This is a genomic window from Actinophytocola oryzae, from assembly GCF_004364325.1.
Lineage (GTDB): Bacteria > Actinomycetota > Actinomycetes > Mycobacteriales > Pseudonocardiaceae > Actinophytocola > Actinophytocola oryzae.
On sequence record NZ_SOCP01000007.1, the window covers coordinates 185,097 to 206,349 of the forward strand.

Consider the following 21,253-nt stretch of genomic DNA (forward strand, 5'->3'; position numbering starts at 1 on the left):
ACAAGCACGATGGAGGGCACCGCGTGGCTTCGTCGGAGAAGATCGCCGAGGCTCTGCGGGAGTCCCTGAAGGACGCGAACCGGCTGCGCGGGCTGAACCGCGAACTGACCGCCCGGCACCGCGAACCCGTCGCGGTCGTGGGGATGGCCTGCCGGTTCCCGGGTGGGGTGTCCTCGCCGGAGGAGCTGTGGGCGCTGGTCGCCTCGGGCGGTGACGCGATCACGCCGTTCCCGTCGGACCGTGGTTGGCCGGACCTGTTCGACCCGGACCCCGGTCGCGCGGGCAGGAGCTGTGTCCGCGAAGGCGGGTTCCTGGCCGACGCCGCCGGTTTCGACGCGGAGTTCTTCGGGATCTCGCCCCGTGAGGCGGTGGCGATGGACCCGCAGCAGCGGGTCTTCCTGGAGGTCTGCTGGGAGGCGGTCGAACACGCCGGTCTGGCGCCCGGATCGCTCGCGGGCAGCAGGACCGGGGTGTTCGCGGGGGTCTCGACCCAGGGCTACGGCGGCTCGGCCGGTTCGTCGGAGGAGGCGGAAGGCTATGTGCTGACCGGAAACGCCGCCAGTGTGGTGTCGGGACGGGTCTCGTACGTGCTGGGGTTGGCCGGCCCGGCGGTGTCGGTGGACACGGCGTGTTCGTCGTCGCTCGTGTCCCTGCACCTCGCCGTGCAGGCACTGCGCAACGGCGACTGCGCGCTGGCGCTCGCCGGTGGTGTGACCGTGATGGCCACCCCGGGCGTGTTCGTGGGGTTCAGCCGGCAGCGCGGGCTCGCGGCGGACGGCCGCTGCAAGCCGTTCGCGGCCGCGGCGGACGGCATCGGTCTCGCCGAGGGTGCCGGCGTCGTGGTGCTGGCGCGCCTGTCCGACGCACGGCGCGACGGGCTTCCGATCCTCGCGGTGGTGCGGGGTTCCTCGGTGAACCAGGACGGGACGTCGAGCGGCCTGTCCGCGCCTAACGGCCCGGCACAGGAGCGGGTGATCCGGCAGGCACTCGCGAACGCCGGGCTCGGTCCGGCCGACGTGGACGCGGTCGAGGCGCACGGCACGGGCACCAGGTTGGGTGATCCCATCGAGGCGCGGGCGGTGTCCGCGACGTACGGGCAGGGCCGCGCGACACCGCTGTGGCTGGGATCGGTGAAGTCCAACATCGGCCACACGCAGGCGGCGGCCGGGGTGGCCGGTGTGATCAAGATGGTCATGGCGCTGCGGGAGAACGTGCTGCCACGGACGCTGCACGTGGACGAGCCGACGCCGCACGTCGACTGGTCGGCCGGCGCCGTGGAGCTGTTGACGTCGCCTCGGGCCTGGCCGGACAGGGACCGGCCGCGTCGGTTCGGCGTGTCCTCGTTCGGGGTCAGCGGCACCAACGCGCACGTCGTGTTCGAGGAGGCGCCGCGGGCGGTCGTCGCGCCGCGGCCGGACGTGCCGTCGTTGTGGGTGCTCTCGGGCCGGTCCGGCGAGGCGCTTCGTGCACAGGCCGGTCGCCTGAAGTCCTGGGTGGACTCCCGGCCTGACCTTAGTGCACAGGACGTGGGGCTGTCGCTCGCGACCACGCGAAGCCACTTCGGCCACCGCGCCGCGGTGGTCGGGGACCGGGACGCGTTGGTCACCGGGTTGACGGATCTGTCGCGTGCGACCGTGGGCCGGGCCGCGGCCGACGCCGCCCGCCCGGTGTTCGTGTTCCCGGGCCAGGGGTCGCAGTGGGTGGGGATGGCGGCGGAGCTACTGGACGTCTACCCGGCCTTCGCCGCACGGATGGGCGAGTGCGCCGAGGCGCTCGAGCCCTACGTGGACTGGACGCTGCCGGACGTGTTGCACGGTGAGCTGGACCGGGTCGAGGTGGTGCAGCCGGTCCTGTGGGCCGTGATGGTGTCGTTGGCCGGGCTGTGGCGGTCGTTCGGTGTCGAGCCTGCCGCGGTCGTCGGCCACAGCCAGGGGGAGATCGCCGCGGCGTGCGTGGCCGGTGCGCTGTCCCTCGAGGACGGTGCGCGTGTCGTCGCCCTGCGCAGCCGCGCGTTGCGGGACCTGTCGGGTGGCATGGTGTCGATCCCGTTGCCTGCCGGAGAAGTCCGGGACTGGCTTGGCGACGGTGTCTCGATCGCCGCGGTGAACGGTCCGGGATCCGTGGTGGCTTCGGGGGAGGTCGCCGCCGTGGTGGCACTGTCGGACCGGCTGCGGGCGGCGGGTGTCGATGCCAGGCGGCTCGCGGTCGACTACGCGGCACACTCGGCCCAGGTGGGCCCGGTCCGGGACGAGTTGTCGACGGCGTTGTCGGCGATACGGCCGCGGTCGAGCGAGGTTCCCTTCGTGTCCACGGTGACCGGCGCGGTGTTCGACACCGCCGGTCTCGACGCCCGCTACTGGTTCGACAACCTGCGGGAGCCGGTCCGGTTCGCGGACGCCACACGGGCGGTGCTCGCCGAGGGGCACCGGGTGCTGCTGGAGGTCGGTCCGCACCCCGTGCTGAGCCTCGGGATGCAACAGACCCTCGACGAGGCCGGTATCACCGCGACCCTGCTGGCCACCCTGCGCCGCGACGACGGCGGACGCCACAGGATGCTGACCGCACTGGGGCAGGCCTATGTCGCAGGCGTCATGCCGGACTGGGACGCGGTGTTCGCCGGAGACGACGCCCGGCGGGTCCGGCTGCCCACCTACGCCTTCCAACACAGGCCCTACTGGCTCACCCCGCCGATGCCCTCCGCGCCCGGCCACCCGCTGCTGGACACCGCCGTCGACCTGGCCGACGACCAGGGAACCGTGCTGACCGGGCGGCTGTCCGCCGCGACGCACCCGTGGCTGGCCGGCCACACCGTGCTGGGTTCGGTGGTGGCACCCGGGACGTTGCTCGTCGAGCTGGCGTGGCAGGCAGGCGAGCGCGTCGGCTGCGCCCGGCTCGACGAGCTGGTGCTGCGGTCCCCACTGGTGCTGCCCGAGCAGGGCGAGGTGCGTGTCCAGGTCCGGGTCGGCGCCGACGACACCGGGCGGCGCCCGGTCAGCGTGCACACCCAGCGCGAGGGACACGACTGGCGCTGCCACGCGACCGGAGTCGTCGGCGCCGCCACCCGCCCCGTCGACCTGGAGGCGTGGCCCCCGGCCGGCGCGGAAGCGGTCGACGTGGCGCCGGTGTACGACGTGCTGGCCGGCCGGGGGTTCGCGTACGGGCCGGTGTTCCAGTGCCTGACCGCGGCCTGGCGTCGAGGTGACGAGGTCTTCGCCGAGGTCGCACTGCCCGACGGGGTGGACGTCGACGGCTACGGGATCCACCCCGCGTTGCTCGACTCCGCGATGCACGCCTTCGCCTACGTGGCGAGCGGCGCACAGTCCGGCACGCGGCTGCCGTTCGCCTGGACCGGGGTGTCCCTGTATGCCGTGGGTGCCACCGCGTCACGGGTGCGGGTCGCCCCCGCGACGTCCGGTGACGGCGCGGTGTCGATCGTCGTCGCCGACGGTTCCGGTGCGCCCGTCGCGGCCGTGGACTCGCTGGTGTTCCGCCCGGTCGACACCGACCAGCTGGTCGCGCCCGCGGTCGGGCACGACTCGCTGCTCCACCTCGACTGGGTCCCGGCCGACACCGACGGCGTCGCGGGCACCGAGGGCTGGGCCGTGCTCGGACCACACGACCTCGGCCTCGACCTGCCGGTCTACCCCGACCTCGACGCACTCGCGGGCGCGCGGGTAGCACCGACCACTGTCGTCTTCGACCTGTCGCGGGAGGACACGCCGGTCGGCACGACGCTGACGCTACTGCGGTCCTGGCTGGCGGAGTCCGCGCTGGACGGGTCCCGGCTCGTACTGGTGACACGTGGTGCGGTGCCTGTCGGCGACGAGGCTCCCGACCTGGCGGCGGCCTCGGCCTGGGGGCTGACGCGGTCGGCCCAGGTCGAGCACCCCGGCCGGTTCGTGCTCGTGGACACCGACGACACCGCCGATGTCGAACCGTCCACCGTGGCGGCCGCGGTCGACTCCGGCGAGCCGCAGTGCGCGATCCGCGCGGGCGCGGTGTTCGTGCCCCGGCTGACGCCCGTCGCGGGCCGCGGCACCGCGCCCGAGATAGATCCTGACGGAACGGTGTTGATCACCGGTGGCCTCGGCCTGCTCGGCGCCGAGACCGCACGCCACCTCGTCGCGGAGTACGGCGTCCGGCGCCTCGTCCTCGCCGGCAGGCGAGGCGCGGACACCCCCGGCGCGCCGGACCTGGCGGCCGAGCTCACCGCCGGGGGCGCCGACGTCCGGGTCGTCGCGTGTGACGTCGCCGACCGCTCGGCGGTGGCAGCGCTGCTGGCCTCGATCCCCGACGAGCACCCCCTGACCGGCGTCGTGCACGCGGCCGGGGTGCTGGACGACGGTGTCGTCGAGACCCTCACACCCGACCGGCTGGCGACGGTGTGCCGACCCAAGGCCGACGGCGCGTGGCACCTCCACGAGCTGACCAAAGACCGGCCGCTCGCGTTGTTCGTCCTGTTCTCGTCCCTGGCCGGCATCCTCGGCGCGGCCGGACAGGGCGGCTACGCGGCCGCCAACGCCTACCAGGACGCGCTCGCCCGGTACCGCGCCGCCGCCGGGCTGCCCGCGACGTCCATCGCATGGGGGCTGTGGGACCGGCCCAGCGAGCTGACCGGCCGCCTCGGCGCCGCCGACCGCGCACGACAGCGCCGCACCGGCATGTCCGGCCTGTCCGTGGCGGACGGGCTCGCGCTGTTCGACAGGGCCGTGACGGCCGGGCACCCGGTAGTGGCCGCGGCCAGGCTCGACCGCGCCGCACTCCACGAGCGCGGGATCGGCGACGGTCCGCCGCCGCTGTTCCGCGCGCTCCTGCGGACGCGACCACGACAGGCCACGAACCGCGCGGGCACGCCGTCGCTCACCGCCCGGCTGGCCGCGTTGCCGCACGCCGAGCGTGACCGTGCCGTGCTGGCGCTGGTGCGACAGGAGGCAGCCGCCGTCCTCGGCCACGTCGACGACCGGGCGATCGACCCCGGCCGCGCCTTCCGCGAGTCGGGGTTCGACTCCCTGACGGCCGTCGAGTTCCGCAACCGGCTCGCGGCACTCACGGGGCTGCGGCTGCCCGCCACCCTGGTCTTCGACCACCCGAACCCGCTCGCGCTGAGCAGGCACGTGCTGGGCAGGCTCTCCGGTGCGCGGACGGCGGACGCGCCCGCGTCGGTGGCCGCCACCGGCGACCCGGTGGCCGTCGTCGGGATGAGCTGCCGGCTGCCCGGCGGAGTGTCCTCGCCGGAGGACCTGTGGGACCTGGTCGTGTCCGGCGGTGACGCGGTCGGCCCGTTCCCCGACGACCGGGGCTGGGACCTGGAGACGCTGTTCGACCCCGACCCCGGACGTGCGGGCACCAGCTACGTCCGCGAAGGCGGGTTCCTGGCCGACGCCGCCGGTTTCGACGCGGAGTTCTTCGGGATCTCGCCCCGCGAGGCGCTGGCCATGGACCCGCAGCAGCGGTTGCTGCTGGAGCTGTCCTGGGAGGCACTGGAGCGGGCCGGGTTCGACCCCCGGTCGCTCGCGGGCTCGCCGACCGGGGTGTTCGCGGGCGTGATGTACCACGACTACCTCGAAGGACTGCGCGAGGTCCCGGCGGAGCTGGAGGGCTATGTCGGCAACGGCAACGCGGGCAGTGTGGTGTCGGGCCGGGTGGCGTATGCGCTGGGGCTGGAGGGGCCCGCTCTGTCGGTGGACACGGCCTGTTCGTCGTCGTTGGTGGCTGTTCACCTTGCCGCGCAGTCGTTGCGGAGTGGCGAGTGTTCGTTGGCGTTGGCCGGTGGGGTGACGGTGATGGCGACGCCGGGGCCGTTCGTGGGGTTCAGTCGGCAACGTGGCCTGGCCGTGGACGGCCGCTGCAAGTCGTTCGCCGCCGCCGCGGACGGCACCGGGCTGTCCGAGGGGGTCGGCATGCTCGTGCTGGAGCGGTTGTCGGACGCGCGGCGCAACGGCCATCCGGTGCTGGCGGTGCTGCGTGGGTCGGCGGTGAACCAGGACGGGGCGTCCAACGGCCTGTCCGCGCCGAACGGCCCGTCGCAGGAGCGGGTGATCAGGCAGGCCCTCACCGCCGCCGGGCTGTCCGGTGTGGACGTCGACGCCGTCGAGGCGCACGGGACGGGCACGCGACTGGGTGATCCGATCGAGGCGCAGGCGGTGCTGGCCACCTACGGGCAGGACCGCGACGAGCCGCTGTGGCTGGGGTCGGTGAAGTCGAACATCGGCCACACCCAGGCGACCGCGGGTGTGGCCGGTGTGATCAAGATGGTGATGGCGCTCCGGCACGGTGTGCTGCCGAGGACGCTGTTCGTCGACGAGCCAACCCCCCACGTCGACTGGTCGGCAGGCGCGGTAGAGCTGCTGACCACGCAGTGCGCGTGGCCGGAGCGGGACCGGCCTCGGCGGTTCGCCGTGTCGTCGTTCGGTGCGAGCGGGACCAACGCCCACGCCGTCTTCGAACAGCCACCAGTGGTGGAACCCGGCCGCGCAGCCGGTGGTGACGGCGTCTGGCTGCTGTCGGCGCGGACCGAGGACGGGCTGCGTGCCCAGGCGTCGCGACTGCGTGAGCACGTCACGGCCCATCCGGAGCTGGGCGTCGCCGACGTGGGTCACTCCCTCGCGACGACCCGCACCCACTTCTCACAGCGCGCCGCCGTGTCGGGCGGCCGGTCGGCGTTGCTGGCCGGGCTCGCCGCGATCGCCGACGGTGGGTCCGGCGCGGGTGTCGTCCGGGGCACGGCGCTCGCCGACCGTCCGGTGTTCGTCTTTCCCGGCCAGGGCTCGCAGTGGGTGGGCATGGCGGTGGACCTGATGGACGCCTTTCCCGTCTTCGCCGCCCGCATGGGCGAGTGCGCCGCGGCGCTGGAGTCCCATGTGAGCTGGTCACTGGCGGAGGTGCTGGGGGATGAGGAGGCCCTCGGCCGCGTCGACGTGGTGCAGCCCGTCTTGTGGGCGGTGATGGTGTCCCTGGCCCACCTGTGGCAGTCGTTCGGTGTGCGGCCTGCCGCGGTCGTCGGGCACAGCCAGGGTGAGATCGCCGCCGCCTGTGTCGCGGGCGCGTTGTCCCTCCAGGACGGTGCACGCGTGGTCGCCCTGCGGGGCAAGGCGTTGCGTGGGCTCTCGGGTGGGATGGCGTCGGTGCCGCTGTCCGAGAACGAGACCCTGGCATGGCTCCGCACGGAAGACGGCTTGTCGGTCGCCGCCGTGAACGGACCGCGTTCCGTGGTGGTGTCCGGCGAGGTGGCGCCACTGGGGAAGCTCCTCGAACAGCTGCACGCGGCCGGGGTCGACGCCCGGCGGATCGCGGTGGACTACGCGGCCCACTCCGCCCGGGTGGACCAGGTGCGTGAGGAGCTGCTGACGGCCCTCACGGGAACCGACCCCCGGCCGTCCGAGGTGCCGTTCGTGTCGACGGTGACCGGCGAGGTGCTCGACACCACCGCGCTGGACGCCCGGTACTGGTTCGACAACCTGCGGGATCAGGTGCGCTTCGAGGACGCGACACGGACGGTCCTCGCCAAGGGCCACCAGGTCCTGCTGGAGGTGAGCCCGCACCCCGTCCTGAGCCTGGCCATGCAGCAGACCCTCGACGACACGGGCGTGCCCGGCAACCCGCTGGCCACGTTGCGCCGCGACGACGGCGGCCGGGCGCGGATGCTGACCGCGCTCGCAGGGGCCCACTGCGCCGGTGTCGAGGTCGACTGGCGGCAGGTGCACCCGGGCGCGCGGGTCGTCGACCTGCCGACGTACGCGTTTCAGCGTGAGCGGTACTGGTTGCCTGGTGGCGGTGATCGGTCGGTTATGGCGAGTTGGCGTTATGTCGTTGAGTGGGTGCGGCTCACTGCCGGGCCGGGTTCTGTTGGTGGGAGGTGGTTGGTGGCGGTTCCTTCGGGTGTGGTGGATCCGAGGGTGTCGGTGTGTGTTGATGCGTTGAGGGCGCGTGGTGTCGAGGTGGTCTGGGTTGAGGTGGATTGCACGGTGCCGGACCGGATCGGCGGGTATCTGCCCGATGTTCGCGTTGATGGTGTGTTGTCTTTTCTGGCTTTCGATGATCGGTGGCTCTTGGGTGGTGTTCCTGCGGGGTTGGCGGCGAATGTGGGGTTGCTGCGGGCTTTTGGTGACGTTGCGCGGATGTGGTGGGTGACTGCGGGTGCGGTGTCTACTGGGTCGGGTGATGCGCTGACCTGTCCTGCTCGGTCGATGGTGTGGGGGCTTGGCAGGGTCGCGGCTCTGGAGTATCCGGCGGCCTGGGGTGGTTTGGTGGATTTGCCGGCTGTTGTTGACGGGGTGGCTGCGGAGCGGTTTGTCGGGGTGCTTGGTGGTGTGGCTGGTGAGGATCAGGTGGCGGTGCGGCCTGCTGGTGTCTTCGGTCGGCGGCTCGTGCGGGCGCCTGGACGCGGTGTGGGGGTTTGGCGTCCTAGGGGGACGGTGCTTGTGACGGGTGGGACCGGTGCGCTCGGTAGGCGGGTGGCGCGGTGGCTTGTGGGGAATGGTGCGGAGCATGTGGTGTTGTTGAGTCGCCGGGGTGTGGCTGCGCAGGGTGTCGCTGAGTTGAGAGCTGAGTTTGGTGGGTTGGTCAGTGTTGTGGCCTGTGATGTCACGGATCGGGACGCGTTGGCGCGTGTCCTGGCGGAGTATCCGCCGAGTGGTGTTGTCCATGCGGCGGGGGTGGGGGCGTCTGTGTTGTTGTCCGGGACCGGGCCGGCTGAGTTGGGGGAGGTTCTTGCGGCGAAGGTGGTTGGTGCGCTGAATCTGCACGAGTTGCTTCGGGGTGTTCCGCTTGATGCTTTCGTGTTGTTTTCTTCTGGTGCTGGTGTGTGGGGGAGTGGTGGTCAGGGCGGGTATGCGGCGGGTAATGCCTATTTGGATGGGCTGGCTGAGTTTCGCCGTTCGCTTGGGTTGCCTGCGTTGTCGGTGGCGTGGGGTATGTGGGCTGGTGGCGGGATGGTTGACGGGGTGGGCGTCGATCGTCTGGTTCGTCATGGCGTGATGCCGATGGATCCGGGGGTGGCGGTGGCTGTGTTGGGGCAGGCTGTCGGGTTGGGTGAGGCGCACGTGGTGGTCGCGGACATCGACTGGCCGCGGTTCGTGTCGGCGTTCACCTCGGGCCGGCCGAGCGCGTTGCTCGCCGACCTCCCGGCCGTCGCGGGCGTGGCGGCGGCCGTGAGTCCAGGCGAGTCCCTGCACGACCGGATCGCCGGGCGGACCACGGCGGACCAGGACCGGCTCCTCCTCGAGCTAGTCCGGCGGGAGGCGGCCGGGATCCTCGGGCACCCCGGCGCGGACGCCGTGGCGCCCGGCAGGGCGTTCAGGGACATGGGGTTCGACTCGCTCACCGCCGTCGAGCTGCGCAACCGCCTGAACGCGCTGAGCGGGCTGAGCCTGCCCGCCACGTTCGTCTTCGACCACCCCAACCCCGCCGCGCTCGCCACGGCACTGCGCACCCGCCTGGCAGGCGGCGCGGGCCGGACGATCGTCGCGAGCGACCTGGACAGGGTCGAGAAGCTGCTGAACGGGCTGCGCCCGGACGACCAGGAGTTCACCGAGGGCATGGCGCGCATCGAGGCGATGCTCCGCAGGGGAAGGCGACGGCTGGAGCGCGCAGGCGACCCCCCGACCGGGGACCTGATCGACCGCATCGACGGCGCGACCGATGACGAGATCTTCGGGTACATCGGCGCCGAGTTCGGCATCACCGCCGTGCGGGACGCGGACAGGACAACGTCAGGAGAAGCTGGATCCGATGACTAACGAGGACAAGCTGCGGTTCTTCGTCAGGCGGCTCACCGTCGACCTGCACGACGCCAGGACCCGTCTGCGCGACCTGGAGGACGAGCGGCGGGAGCCGATCGCCGTCGTCGGCATGGGCTGCCGCCTCCCCGGTGGGATCGAGGCGCCGGACCAGCTGTGGGACATGGTGGTGAACGGCCGCGACGCGTACGGCCCCTTCCCGCAGAACCGGGGCTGGGACCTCGCGAACCTGTTCGACCCGGATCCGGACAGGAGCGGCAGGAGCTACGTGACCGAGGGCGCGTTCCTCGCGGACCCCGCCGCCTTCGACGCCGAGTTCTTCGGGATCTCGCCACGCGAGGCGGCGGCGACGGACCCGCAGCACCGGTTGCTGCTGGAGGTCACCTGGGAGGCGCTCGAGGACGCCGGTATCGACCCCACCACGCTCGCCGGGTCGCCGACCGGGGTCTTCGTCGGCACCAACGGCCAGGACTACGCGATGGGCGTCATGCAGGTCGCCGAGGCCGAGGGCTACGTGCTGACCGGCAACGCGGCGAGCGTCGTGTCCGGAAGGGTGTCCTACGTGCTCGGGCTGGAAGGCCCGGCGCTCTCCGTGGACACCGCCTGTTCGTCGTCGCTGGCGGCGATCCACCTCGCAGTGCGGTCCCTGCGCGACGGCGAGTGCTCGCTGGCACTCGCGGGCGGGGTGACCGTCATGTCGACGCCCGGCGTGTTCGTGTTGTTCAGCCGCCAACGGGGGATGGCGGTCGACGGGCGGTGCAAGCCGTTCGCGGACGCGGCGGACGGCATCGGCTGGGGCGAGGGCGCGGGCGTCGTCGTGCTGGAACGGCTGTCGGACGCCGTCCGCAACGGGCACCGGGTGCTCGCCGTCGTCCGCGGCTCGGCGGTCAACCAGGACGGTGCGTCGAACGGGCTGACCGCGCCGAACGGGCCGTCGCAGGAGCGGGTGATCCGGCAGGCGCTCGCCGACGCGGGACTCGCGCCGTCCGAGGTGGACGTCGTGGAGGCGCACGGGACGGGCACCACCCTGGGGGATCCCATCGAGGCGCAGGCCCTGCTGGCCGCCTACGGGCAGGACCGGACCGAGCCGCTGCGGCTGGGCTCGGTGAAGTCGAACATCGGGCACACCCAGGCCGCTGCCGGTGTCGCGGGTGTGATCAAGATGGTGATGGCGTTGCGGCACGGGGTCGTGCCGCCGACGCTGCACGTGGACGAGCCGTCGTCCCACGTCGACTGGTCGGCGGGCGCGGTGGAGCTGGTGACCGAGCGCGGGCCGTGGCCGGTGAGCGACCGCCCGCGCCGCGCTGGTGTGTCCTCGTTCGGCGTGAGCGGCACGAACGTGCACGCGATCCTCGAACAGGCACCCCGAACCGTGCCGGACGACGCACCGCGTGGCTCCGCGGGCGCGGCGTGGGTGCTGTCCGCCCGGTCGGCCGCCGCACTGCGTGCGCAGGCCTCCCGGCTGCGCGCGTGGGTGGCGGCGCGGCCGGAGCTGGCCGTCGAGGACGTCGGCTACTCGCTCGCGACGACCCGCGCACACTTCCCCCACCGCGCCGTCGTCTCCGGCGCCGACCGCGACGAACTGCTCGCCGGGCTCGACGACCTGCCGACCGGACGGCCGGTCACCGGCTCGGGTCCGGGTCCGGTGTTCGTGTTCCCCGGGCAGGGTTCGCAGTGGGCGGGCATGGCGGTGGAGCTCCTCGACTCCTCGCCGGTGTTCGCCGACCGGATCCGGGAGTGCGCCGAAGCACTCCGGCCGCACGTCGACTGGTCGCTGCCAGAGGTGCTGCGGGCCGGCACCGACCTCGATCGCGTCGACGTGGTGCAGCCGGTGCTGTGGGCCGTGATGGTGTCCCTCGCCGGACTGTGGCAGTCCTACGGTGTCCGGCCCGCCGCGGTCGTCGGGCACAGCCAGGGTGAGGTCGCCGCCGCGTGTGTCGCCGGACGCCTCTCACTGGCGGACGGCGCGACCGTGGTGGCGTTGCGGGGCAGGGCACTGCTGGCACTGTCCGGCCTCGGCGGCACGATCACCGTACCGCTGCCGGTCGCGGACGTGACCGCCCGTCTGGACGGCTACGGCGGACGGGTGTCGGTCGCGGCGGTCAACGGCCCGGCCTCCGTGGTGGTGTCCGGTGACCTGGACGCCGTCGACGACCTGCTGGCCGCGCTCCTGGCGGACGGGCTCGACGCGCGCCGGGTCGCCGGGGTGTCCTACGGGGCGCACTCGGCCCAGGTGGACCGGATCGAGGCGGATGTCCGCACCGCGCTGTCCGGGGTCGCGTCGCGTCCGGGATCGGTGCCGTTCTACTCGACGGTGACCGCCGGCCCCGCGGAGGGCGAGGACCTCGACGCCGGGTACTGGTACCGGAACCTGCGGGACACCGTGCGGTTCGACGAAACCGTGCGCGCGGCCGTCGACGCCGGGCACGAGGTCTTCGTGGAGATCAGCCCGCACCCGGTGCTGGCCATGGGGCTGGCACAGATCCTGGAGGCCGAGGAGAGCCCGGGTGTGGTGCTGTCGACGCTGCGGCGCGGCGACGGCGGCCCCGCACGGATGCTGACGGCCGTCGCGGGCGCCCACGTCGCGGGTGTCCCGGTCGACTGGGCGGCGGTGTACGCGGGGTCCGGAGCACGCGTCGTGCCGCTGCCGTCCTACGCCTTCGCCCGCGAACGGTACTGGCTGAGCCCGCGACCGACCGCGGGTGACGTGACCGCGGCGGGGCTGCGGCTCGCGGAGCACCCCATGCTGGGCGCCGCCGTCGACCTGGCCGACGGCCAGGGCACCGTCCTGACCGGACAGCTGTCCCTGGCGACCCACCCGTGGCTCGCCGACCACGCGCTCCTCGGCACGACGCTCGCGCCGGGCACCGCACTGGTCGAGCTGGCGTGGCAGGCGGGTAGGCACGTGGGCTGCCCGCACATCGACGAGCTGGTCCTGCACGTGCCCCTGGTCGTGGCCGACCCCGTCCGCGTCCAGGTGCGGGTCGGTGCGGGGACCGGCGGTCCGCGTGAGGTCGGCGTCTACTCGCAGCCCGTCGCGGCGGCGGGCGACACCTGGGTGTGCCATGCCTCCGGCACTGTCGCCCCGGCGGAGGAGCCCGGCGCCGGCTGGGGTGCGTGGCCGCCCACGGGCGCGGCCGAGGTCGACGTCGACGGCGTCTACGACGTGCTGGCAGGCCGGGGTTTCGAGTACGGGCCGACGTTCAGGGGCCTGCACGCGGCATGGCGCCGGGGCGACGAGGTGTTCGCCGAGGTCGCCCTGCCGGACGCGGACGCTGCCGAGCGGTTCGGGCTGCACCCCGCGTTGCTGGACGCGGCGTTGCACGCCGGGGCGTTGCGTGGCGGTGACCTCCCACCCGGCGGTGCGCGCTGGGGCGGGCTGCCGTTCGCGTGGACCGGTGTCGCGTTGCACGCGGCCGGCGCACGGGCCCTGCGGGTCCGGCTGGCGCCCGTGCCCGGTTCCGACGCCGTCACGGTCGCCGTCGCCGACGAGTTCGGCAGGCCGGTCGCGACCGTGGCGTCGTTGGCGTTCAGACAGGCCGACCTCAGCCAGGTGAGCCCGCCCGCGCCGCTGTACCACGTCGGCTGGACGCCCGTCGTCGTCGAACACGGCACGAGCGCGGGTGACTGGGCCGTGCTGGGGGTGGACCGACTGGCGGCCGGCGTCCCCGCCTACCAGGACGTGGCCGCCATCGCGACCCTCGACACCGTGCCCGCGACGGTCGTCGCCGACCTTCCGGCCGTCGACGCCGTGCGGGAGGCGGCCGGTGCGGCACTGGCGCTGGTCCGGTCCTGGCTTGCCGAGCCCACGCTCGCGAACACCCGGCTGGTGCTGGTGACACACGACGCGGTGGCGGTGGGCGCGCGGGAGTCGCCGAACCCGGCGAGTGCCTCGGTGTGGGGCCTGCTGCGGTCAACGCAGTCCGAGCACCCCGGCCGGTTCGTACTCGTCGACACAGACCCCGCCTCCGCCCCGGCCGTGCTGGTGGACGCGGTCGAGAGCGGCGAACCGCAGGTGGCCGTCCGGGCCGGGAACGTCTACGTGCCACGGCTCGTCACCGTCGCCGCGCGGACGGGCGCCGCCATCGAGCCGTCAGGCACCGTGCTGGTCACCGGCGGCACGGGGGAGCTGGGTGGTGCGGTCGCCCGGCATCTGGTCGCCGCACACGGGGTACGCAGCCTGCTGCTGACCAGCCGCCGCGGCGCGGACGCCGACGGCGCGACCGACCTGGCCGCCGAACTGACCGCGCTGGGCGCCTCGGTGCGGATCGCGGCGTGTGACGTGGGGGACCGGGCCGCCGTCGCCGCCCTGCTGGACACCGTGCCTGCCGAGCACCCGCTGACCGCGGTCGTGCACGCCGCCGCGGCGCTCGACGACGGGATGGTCGAGACCCAGACGCCCCAGCGGCTCGACAACGTCCTGCGCGCCAAAGTGGACGGCGCCCTGCACCTGCACGAGCTGACGCGGGCGCTGCCGCTGTCCGCGTTCGTCCTGTTCTCCTCGATCGCGGGCACACTCGGCTCCGTGGGCCAGGCCAACTACGCCGCGGCGAACGCGTTCCTGGACGCGCTGGCACAGCGGCGCCGCGCCGAGGGACTGCCCGCGGTGTCCGTGGCGTGGGGCCTGTGGGAGACCCGCAGCGAGCTGACCGACAAGCTGGACACGGCGGACGAGGCCAGACTTCGGCGGGTCGGGCTGGCCGGCCTGCCGACGGGACAGGCGCTCGCGATGTTCGACGCGGCACTGGAGAGTCCGCACTCCGACGTCGTGGCGGTCCGCGTGGACCGTCCCGCCCTCCAGGCGCTCGCCGGCACGAGCGGCGACGCCGTCCCCCTGGTCCTGCGGAGCCTGTGCCCGCCGCGTGCCCAGGCCGCGGGCTCGGCCCATCTCCGTCGCAGGCTCGCCACCATGACGCCCGCCGACCAGGAACGGGCGCTGGACCGGCTGGTGCGGGAACAGATCGCCGTTGTGCTCGATCACGCCGACGCGGCGGCGATCGACGCGGGCCGGGCGTTCCGCGACATCGGCTTCGACTCGCTGACCGCGGTGGAGCTGCGGAACAGGCTGGCGGCCCTCACCGGTGTGAAGCTCCCCGCCACGGTCGTGTTCGACCACCCCAACCCGCGTGCGCTGTCCCGGTTCGTGGCCTCGCGGCTCCCCGGTGCGACGAGAGCCGTCCCGACGGCGGGCACACCGGTGGCGGACGAGCCCATCGCCGTGGTGGGCATGGCGTGCAGGCTTCCCGGCGGGATCGACTCCCCCGACGAGCTGTGGGAGCTGGTGATGTCCGGTGGCGACGCCATCACCGAGTTCCCGGCCGACCGCGGCTGGGACACGGAAGCGATCTTCGACGCCGAGCGTGGCCGGCCGGGCCGGACCTACGTCCGCGAGGGCGGCTTCCTCTCCGACGCGGCCGGTTTCGACGCGGGCTTCTTCGGCATCTCCCCACGCGAGGCCCTGGCGATGGACCCACAGCAGCGCCAGCTGCTCGAGGTCTCCTGGGCGGCTCTCGAACACGGCGGGATCGACCCCCGGTCACTCGCCGGTTCTCCCTCGGGCGTGTTCGCGGGTGTGATGCAGCACGACTACCTCGACGGTCTCGACCGCATCCCCGAGGAGCTGGCAGGTCATCTCGGCAACGGCAACGCGGGCAGCGTCGTCTCCGGGCGCGTGGCCTACGCCCTCGGGCTGGAAGGCCCTGCGATGACCGTCGACACCGCCTGTTCGTCGTCCCTGGTGGCGATCCACCTCGCCGCACAGGCACTCCGCGGCGGGGAGTGCTCCCTCGCGCTGGCCGGCGGCGTCACGGTGATGGCCACGCCCGCGATCTACGTGTGGTTCAGCGGGCAGCAGGGGCTGGCCGCGGACGGCCGGTGCAAGTCGTTCGCGGCCGCCGCCGACGGAACGGGCATCTCGGAAGGCGTCGGCGTGGTCGTGCTCGAGCGGCTGTCGGACGCGCGGCGCAACGGTCGCCGGGTGCTGGCGGTGTTGCGTGGTTCGGCGGTGAACCAGGACGGTGCGTCGAACGGCCTGACCGCGCCGAACGGGCCGTCGCAGGAGCGGGTGATCCGGCAGGCGCTCGTGAGCGCGGGACTCGCTCCGTCCGATGTGGACGTCGTGGAGGCGCACGGCACGGGTACGACGCTCGGCGACCCGATCGAGGCGCAGGCGTTGTTGGCGACATACGGGCAGGACCGGGTGGAGCCGCTGCGGTTGGGGTCGGTGAAGTCGAACATCGGGCACACGCAGGCGGCGGCCGGTGTCGCGGGTGTGATCAAGATGGTGATGGCGTTGCGGCACGGGGTCGTGCCGCCGACGCTGCACGTGGACGAACCGTCGTCCCACGTCGACTGGTCGGCGGGCGCGGTGGAGCTGGCGACCTCGCCGGGGGAGTGGCCGCCGGCGGGCAGGCCGAGGCGGTTCGGCGTCTCGTCGTTCGGTGCGAGTGGGACCAACGCCCACGCCGTCTTCGAGGAGCCACCCCAGGCCGACACGCGGGTCGCCGACCGGCGGCCGGTGGACGTCGCGATGTGGGCGGTGTCGAGCCCCACCGAGTCCGGCCTTCGTGCACAGGCCCGGCGGCTGCGCGGACACGTCGCGTCCCGGCGGGAGCTGGACGTGGCCGACGTGGGCTACTCGCTGGCGAAGCGCACCCACTTCCCGCACCGCGCCGTGGTGACGGGCGCCTGCCGCGAGGACCTGCTGCGCGCACTGGACAAGGTCGCCGCGGGCGAATCGGCCGCCGACGCGATCCGGGGCGTGGCCACCACGGGTGGGTGCGCGCTGCTGTTCTCCGGGCAGGGCAGCCAGCGGGTCGGGATGGGCCGGGAGCTGTACGACGCCGTGCCCGCGTTCCGGGCCGCGTTCGACGAGATCTGTGCGCACTTCGACGGGCTGCTGGAACATCCGCTCCGCGAGGTCGTCGCCGGGGCGGCGGGTGCGGACGGGCTGCTGGACCGGACCGAGTACACGCAGGCCGGGCTCTTCGCGGTCGAGGTGGCGGCGTACCGGCTCGTGCACGGGTGGGGTGTCCGCCCGGACTTCGTGGCCGGACATTCCATCGGTGAGCTGACCGCCGCGTACGTCGCGGGCGTGCTGGACCTCGCGGACGCCTGTCGCCTGGTCGCCGCGCGAGGCCTGGCGATGACGTCCCTGCCCGCGACCGGCGCGATGGTGTCGGTGCAGGCCACGGAGGCGGAGCTGCTGCCGGTGCTGGCCGGGCTCGCCGACCGCGTGGGCCTCGCCGCTGTCAACGGACCGGAGTCCGTCGTGATCTCCGGCGACGCCGACGCCGTGCTCGAGGTGGCGCGGCACTGGGCGGAACAGGGCCGCAGGACCAGGCGGCTGACCGTCGGCCACGCCTTCCACTCGCCGCACCTCGACGGCAGGCTCGAACCGTACGCGGCGGAGCTGCGCCGCACCCCGTTGCGGCCACCGGTGATCCCCGTGGTGTCGAACGTGACGGGCCAGGTCGCCTCGGCCGCACAGCTGTGCTCTCCCGAGTACTGGCTCGACCAGGCTCGGCAGGCCGTGCGTTTCCGGCAGTGCGTCGAGACCCTGCGCGCCGAGGGTGTGACGTGCTACCTGGAACTGGGCCCCGACGGCGTGCTCACCGCCATGACGAAGAACTGCCTCGACGCGACCGGGAGCGGCGAGGTCTGCGTGCCGCTGCTGCGTGCCGACCGGCCCGAGGTCGAGTCCATGCGTACCGCCCTGGCCACCCTGTACGTCGCCGGTGTGCCCGTGGACTGGGCGGCCGTGCACGGCGGCGCTTGCCCCGTCGAGCTGCCCACGTACGCGTTCGAACACGAGCGGTACTGGCTGTCCGCGCGGTCCAGCTCGGACACCGCGGTGGCGCACGGCCTGGTGGACACGGCCGTCGAGCTGGCCGAAGACCAGGGGATCGTGCTGTCCGGTCGGCTGTCGTCGGAAACCCACCGGTGGCTGACCGGGCACGCGGTCCTCGGTGCGGTGATCCTACCGGGCACGGCACTGGTGGACCTGGCCTGGCAGGCAGGATCCCGGCTCGGGTACGGCCGCGTCGACGAGCTGGTGCTGCGGTCGCCGCTGGTCCTGCCCGAGACGGGCGCGGTGCGTGTTCAGGTCCGCGTCGGCGCGAACCGCGCGGTGAGCGTCCACTCGCGACCGGACACGGGTACCGGCCCGTGGGTCTGCCACGCCACGGGCACGGTCGCGTTCGACACCGAGCCCGGTGCGACGGACGTGGCGACGTGGCCGCCCGAGGACGCCGAAGCCGTGGACGTGGGTTCGGTCCATGACTTGTTGGCCGAACGCGGGTTCGACTACGGGGACGTGTTCCGGGGGTTGCGGTCGGCGTGGCGTCGGGGGGAGGACGTGTTCGCCGAGGTGGCCCTGCCGGAGGGGGTGGAGGTCGCGGGATTCGGTGTCCACCCGGCGTTGCTCGACTCGGCGCTGCACGCCCTGGCCTGCGCGAACGGGAACGAGACGGCGGTGGCCGCCCGGCTGCCGTTCGCGTGGAGCGGCGTGTCCGTCCACGCCGTCGGCGCCACCGCGCTGCGGGTGCGGATCGGCCCGGCCGAGTCCGGTGACGGCGCCGTCGCCCTGTCGGCGGCCGACGAGTCCGGCAGGCCGGTGGCCACCGTGGAGTCGTTGACGTTCCGCGAGGTCGCCTCCGGACAGTTGACCGTCGCGAGCACGGTCGACGACTCACTGTTCCACGTGGACTGGCGACCCGTCGCCGTCGAGGGCGGTGCGAGCACCGACGGCTGGGCGGCCATCGGCCCGCTCGACCTGGCCGTCCCGGAGTACTCGGATGCGGCCGACCCCGTGCCGTCGATCGTGGTGACCGACGTCTCCACCCGGCACGCCCGCTCCGCCCGCGACGCCGTGACCGCCGTGCTCGACCTGGTGCGGTCGTGGTTGGCCGACCCGAGGACCGGCGACACCCGGCTGGTGGTCGTCACGCGCGGCGCGGTGGCAGTCGCTGCGCACGAGACCGCGGACCTGGTCCTGGCGCCGGTGTGGGGCTTGCTGCGCTCGGCCATGTCCGAGCACCCCGGTCGGTTCGTGCTCGTCGACATTGACATCGACGCCTCGGCCGCCGCGGTGCCGGACGCGGTCGCGACCGGCGAACCGGAGCTGGCGGTGCGCGGCGACGCGGTGCTGGTGCCCCGGTTGGTCCGCGGCGGCGGCCTGGTGGTGCCCGCCGACGCCGAGGCCTGGCGGGTGGGCATGCGTGCGCGTGGGTCCTTCGACGACGTGACGCTGGTGCCCGCGCCGGAAGGGCTTGTCGCGCTCGGCGAGGGCCAGGTGCGGGTGGCGGTACGCGCGGCCGGCGTGAACTTCCGGGATATCGTCGTCGCGCTGGGTGTCGTGGACGCACCGGGGGAACTGCTGGGTGGCGAGGCGGCCGGTGTCGTGGTCGAGACGGGTCCCGGCGTGTCCGACCTGGCGGTGGGGGACACCGTGGTCGGGCTGTTCCTCGGCGCGTTCAGCACCACGGTGGTCGCGGACTCCCGGCTGGTGTGGCGGATACCGCCCGGCTGGTCCTTTGTGGACGCGGCGGTGGTGCCCGTGGTGTTCCTGACGGCGTACTACACGTTGGTGGACGTGGTGGGTGCGCGGCGTGGTGAGTCGGTGTTGGTGCATGCGGGTGCGGGTGGGGTGGGTATGGCCGCGATCCAGTTGGCGCGGTGGTTGGGGTTGGAGGTGTTCGCGACGGCGCATCCTGACAAGTGGGGTGTGGTGCGTTCTCTGGGTGTGGCGGAGGATCGTGTGGCGTCCTCGCGGTCGTCGGATTTCGAGCGGGCGTTCGGTGGTCGGGGCGTCGACATCGTGGTGAACTCGTTGACCGGGGAGTACGTCGACGCGTCGTTGCGGCTGCTCGCGCCGGGCGGCCGGTTCGCCGAGCTGGGGAAGGCGGACGTTCGTGATCCCGATGTCGTCGCGGCGGAGTGTCCGGGTGTCACCTACCGGCTGTCGAACTTCGACGAGGCGGGGATCGAGCGGGTCCGCCAGATGCTGGCGGAGGTCTTCGCGCTGTTCGAGCAGGGCGTGCTGCACCCGTTGCCGGTGACCACGTGGGACATGCGCCACGCGCCGGCTGCCTTCCGCCACGTCGCGCAGGCCCGGCACGTCGGCAAGGTGGCGTTGACGCTGCCGGGACCGATCGACGCGGGCGGTGCGGTCCTCGTCACCGGCGGCACCGGTGCCCTCGGCGGGCTCGTGGCCCGGCATCTGGTCGGCCGGCACGGAGTCCGCGACCTCGTGCTGACCAGCCGCCACGGTCCGGAGGCGCCAGGAGCGGCGGAACTGGTCGCCGACCTGACCGCCGAGGGCGCCCGGGTGCGGATCGTCTCCTGCGATGTGGCCGACCGGGCCGCGGTGCGCGCACTTCTCACGTCGGTCACCGACGAACGCCCGCTGACCGCGGTCGTGCACGCCGCCGGTGTGCTGGACGACGGTGTCGTCGAGTCCCTGACCCCCGAACGCGTCGACACCGTCTTCCGGGCGAAGGTGGACGGCGCCCTGCACCTGCACGAGCTGACGGCCGGGATGCCAGTCTCCGCGTTCGTGTTGTTCTCCTCGATGACGGCCGTTCTCGGTGGTGTGGGACAGGGCAACTATTCAGCCGCGAACGCCTTCCTGGACGCGTTGGCGCTGCGGCGTCGGGCGCTCGGTCTGCCCGCGGTGTCGCTGTCGTGGGGTGCGTGGGAGCACCCGGGCGGGATGACCGCGCACCTGACCGACGCCGACCGCGCCAGGATGCGCCGGGCCGGCCTCGGTGGACTGTCCACAGAGGATGCGCTGGCGTTGTTCGACACGGCCCTGGCCGGCCCCCACGGCGTGGTGGTTCCGACCCGCGTCGACGAAGGCGCGCTCCGGGAACTGGCCGAGGCAGGCGGCCTCCCCCCGATACTGCGCGCCCTGGCCGGCGGAACGCGGCGTCGTGCGACCAACACGGTGGCCGCGGCCGACGCGGGCGCCGCGCTGCGCCGACGACTGGCCGGGCTGATGCCGCCCGACCAGCGCCGCAGCCTGGTCGTCCTCGTCCAGCAGCACGTCGCCGCGGTGCTCGGGCACACCGACCCGGACCGCGTCGACCCGGGAAAACCCTTCCAGGACATCGGGTTCGACTCGCTCACCGCGGTGGAGCTGCGCAACCGGCTCACCGTCCACACCGGCCTGCGGCTCCCCGCCACGCTCGTCTTCGACCACCCGACACCGACGGCGCTCGCCGAGTTCCTGCACACCGAACTCACCGGTGACCTCGACGGCACGGCCGCGCTCGACCAGTACCTGGACCGGCTGGAGGAGTTGATGTCGGCCGCCGAGACCGGCACAGCGCTCCCGGACACCGTGCGGAGCCGGATCGACCTCCTGGCCCGGAAGTGGGGCCTGCGCGAGGCCGAGCACCCCCAGGTCGCCTCGGTGGCAGTGGCGGAACACCTCCACGAGGCAACCGCCGAGCAGGTCGTCGAGTTCATCGAGAGGGAGCTGCGCGGCTGACGCGTCCGCGCCGGTCGTGCGATGG

General features: G+C 73.4%; 2 protein-coding genes. Both read left to right on the forward strand.

Annotated elements, in window-relative coordinates:
• Window positions 1–23: 23 nt before the first annotated feature.
• Complete coding sequence (locus CLV71_RS20765) at window positions 24–9,737, forward strand: type I polyketide synthase (protein ID WP_133904472.1); 9,714 nt, start codon at window positions 24–26, stop codon at window positions 9,735–9,737.
• A complete protein-coding gene (locus CLV71_RS20770) occupies window positions 9,730–21,228 on the forward strand; it encodes a type I polyketide synthase (RefSeq protein WP_133904473.1) in 11,499 nt (3,832 codons plus the stop codon). Before CLV71_RS20765 ends, CLV71_RS20770 begins: the two co-directional genes overlap by 8 nt.
• The last annotated feature ends 25 nt before the right edge of the window (window positions 21,229–21,253 follow it).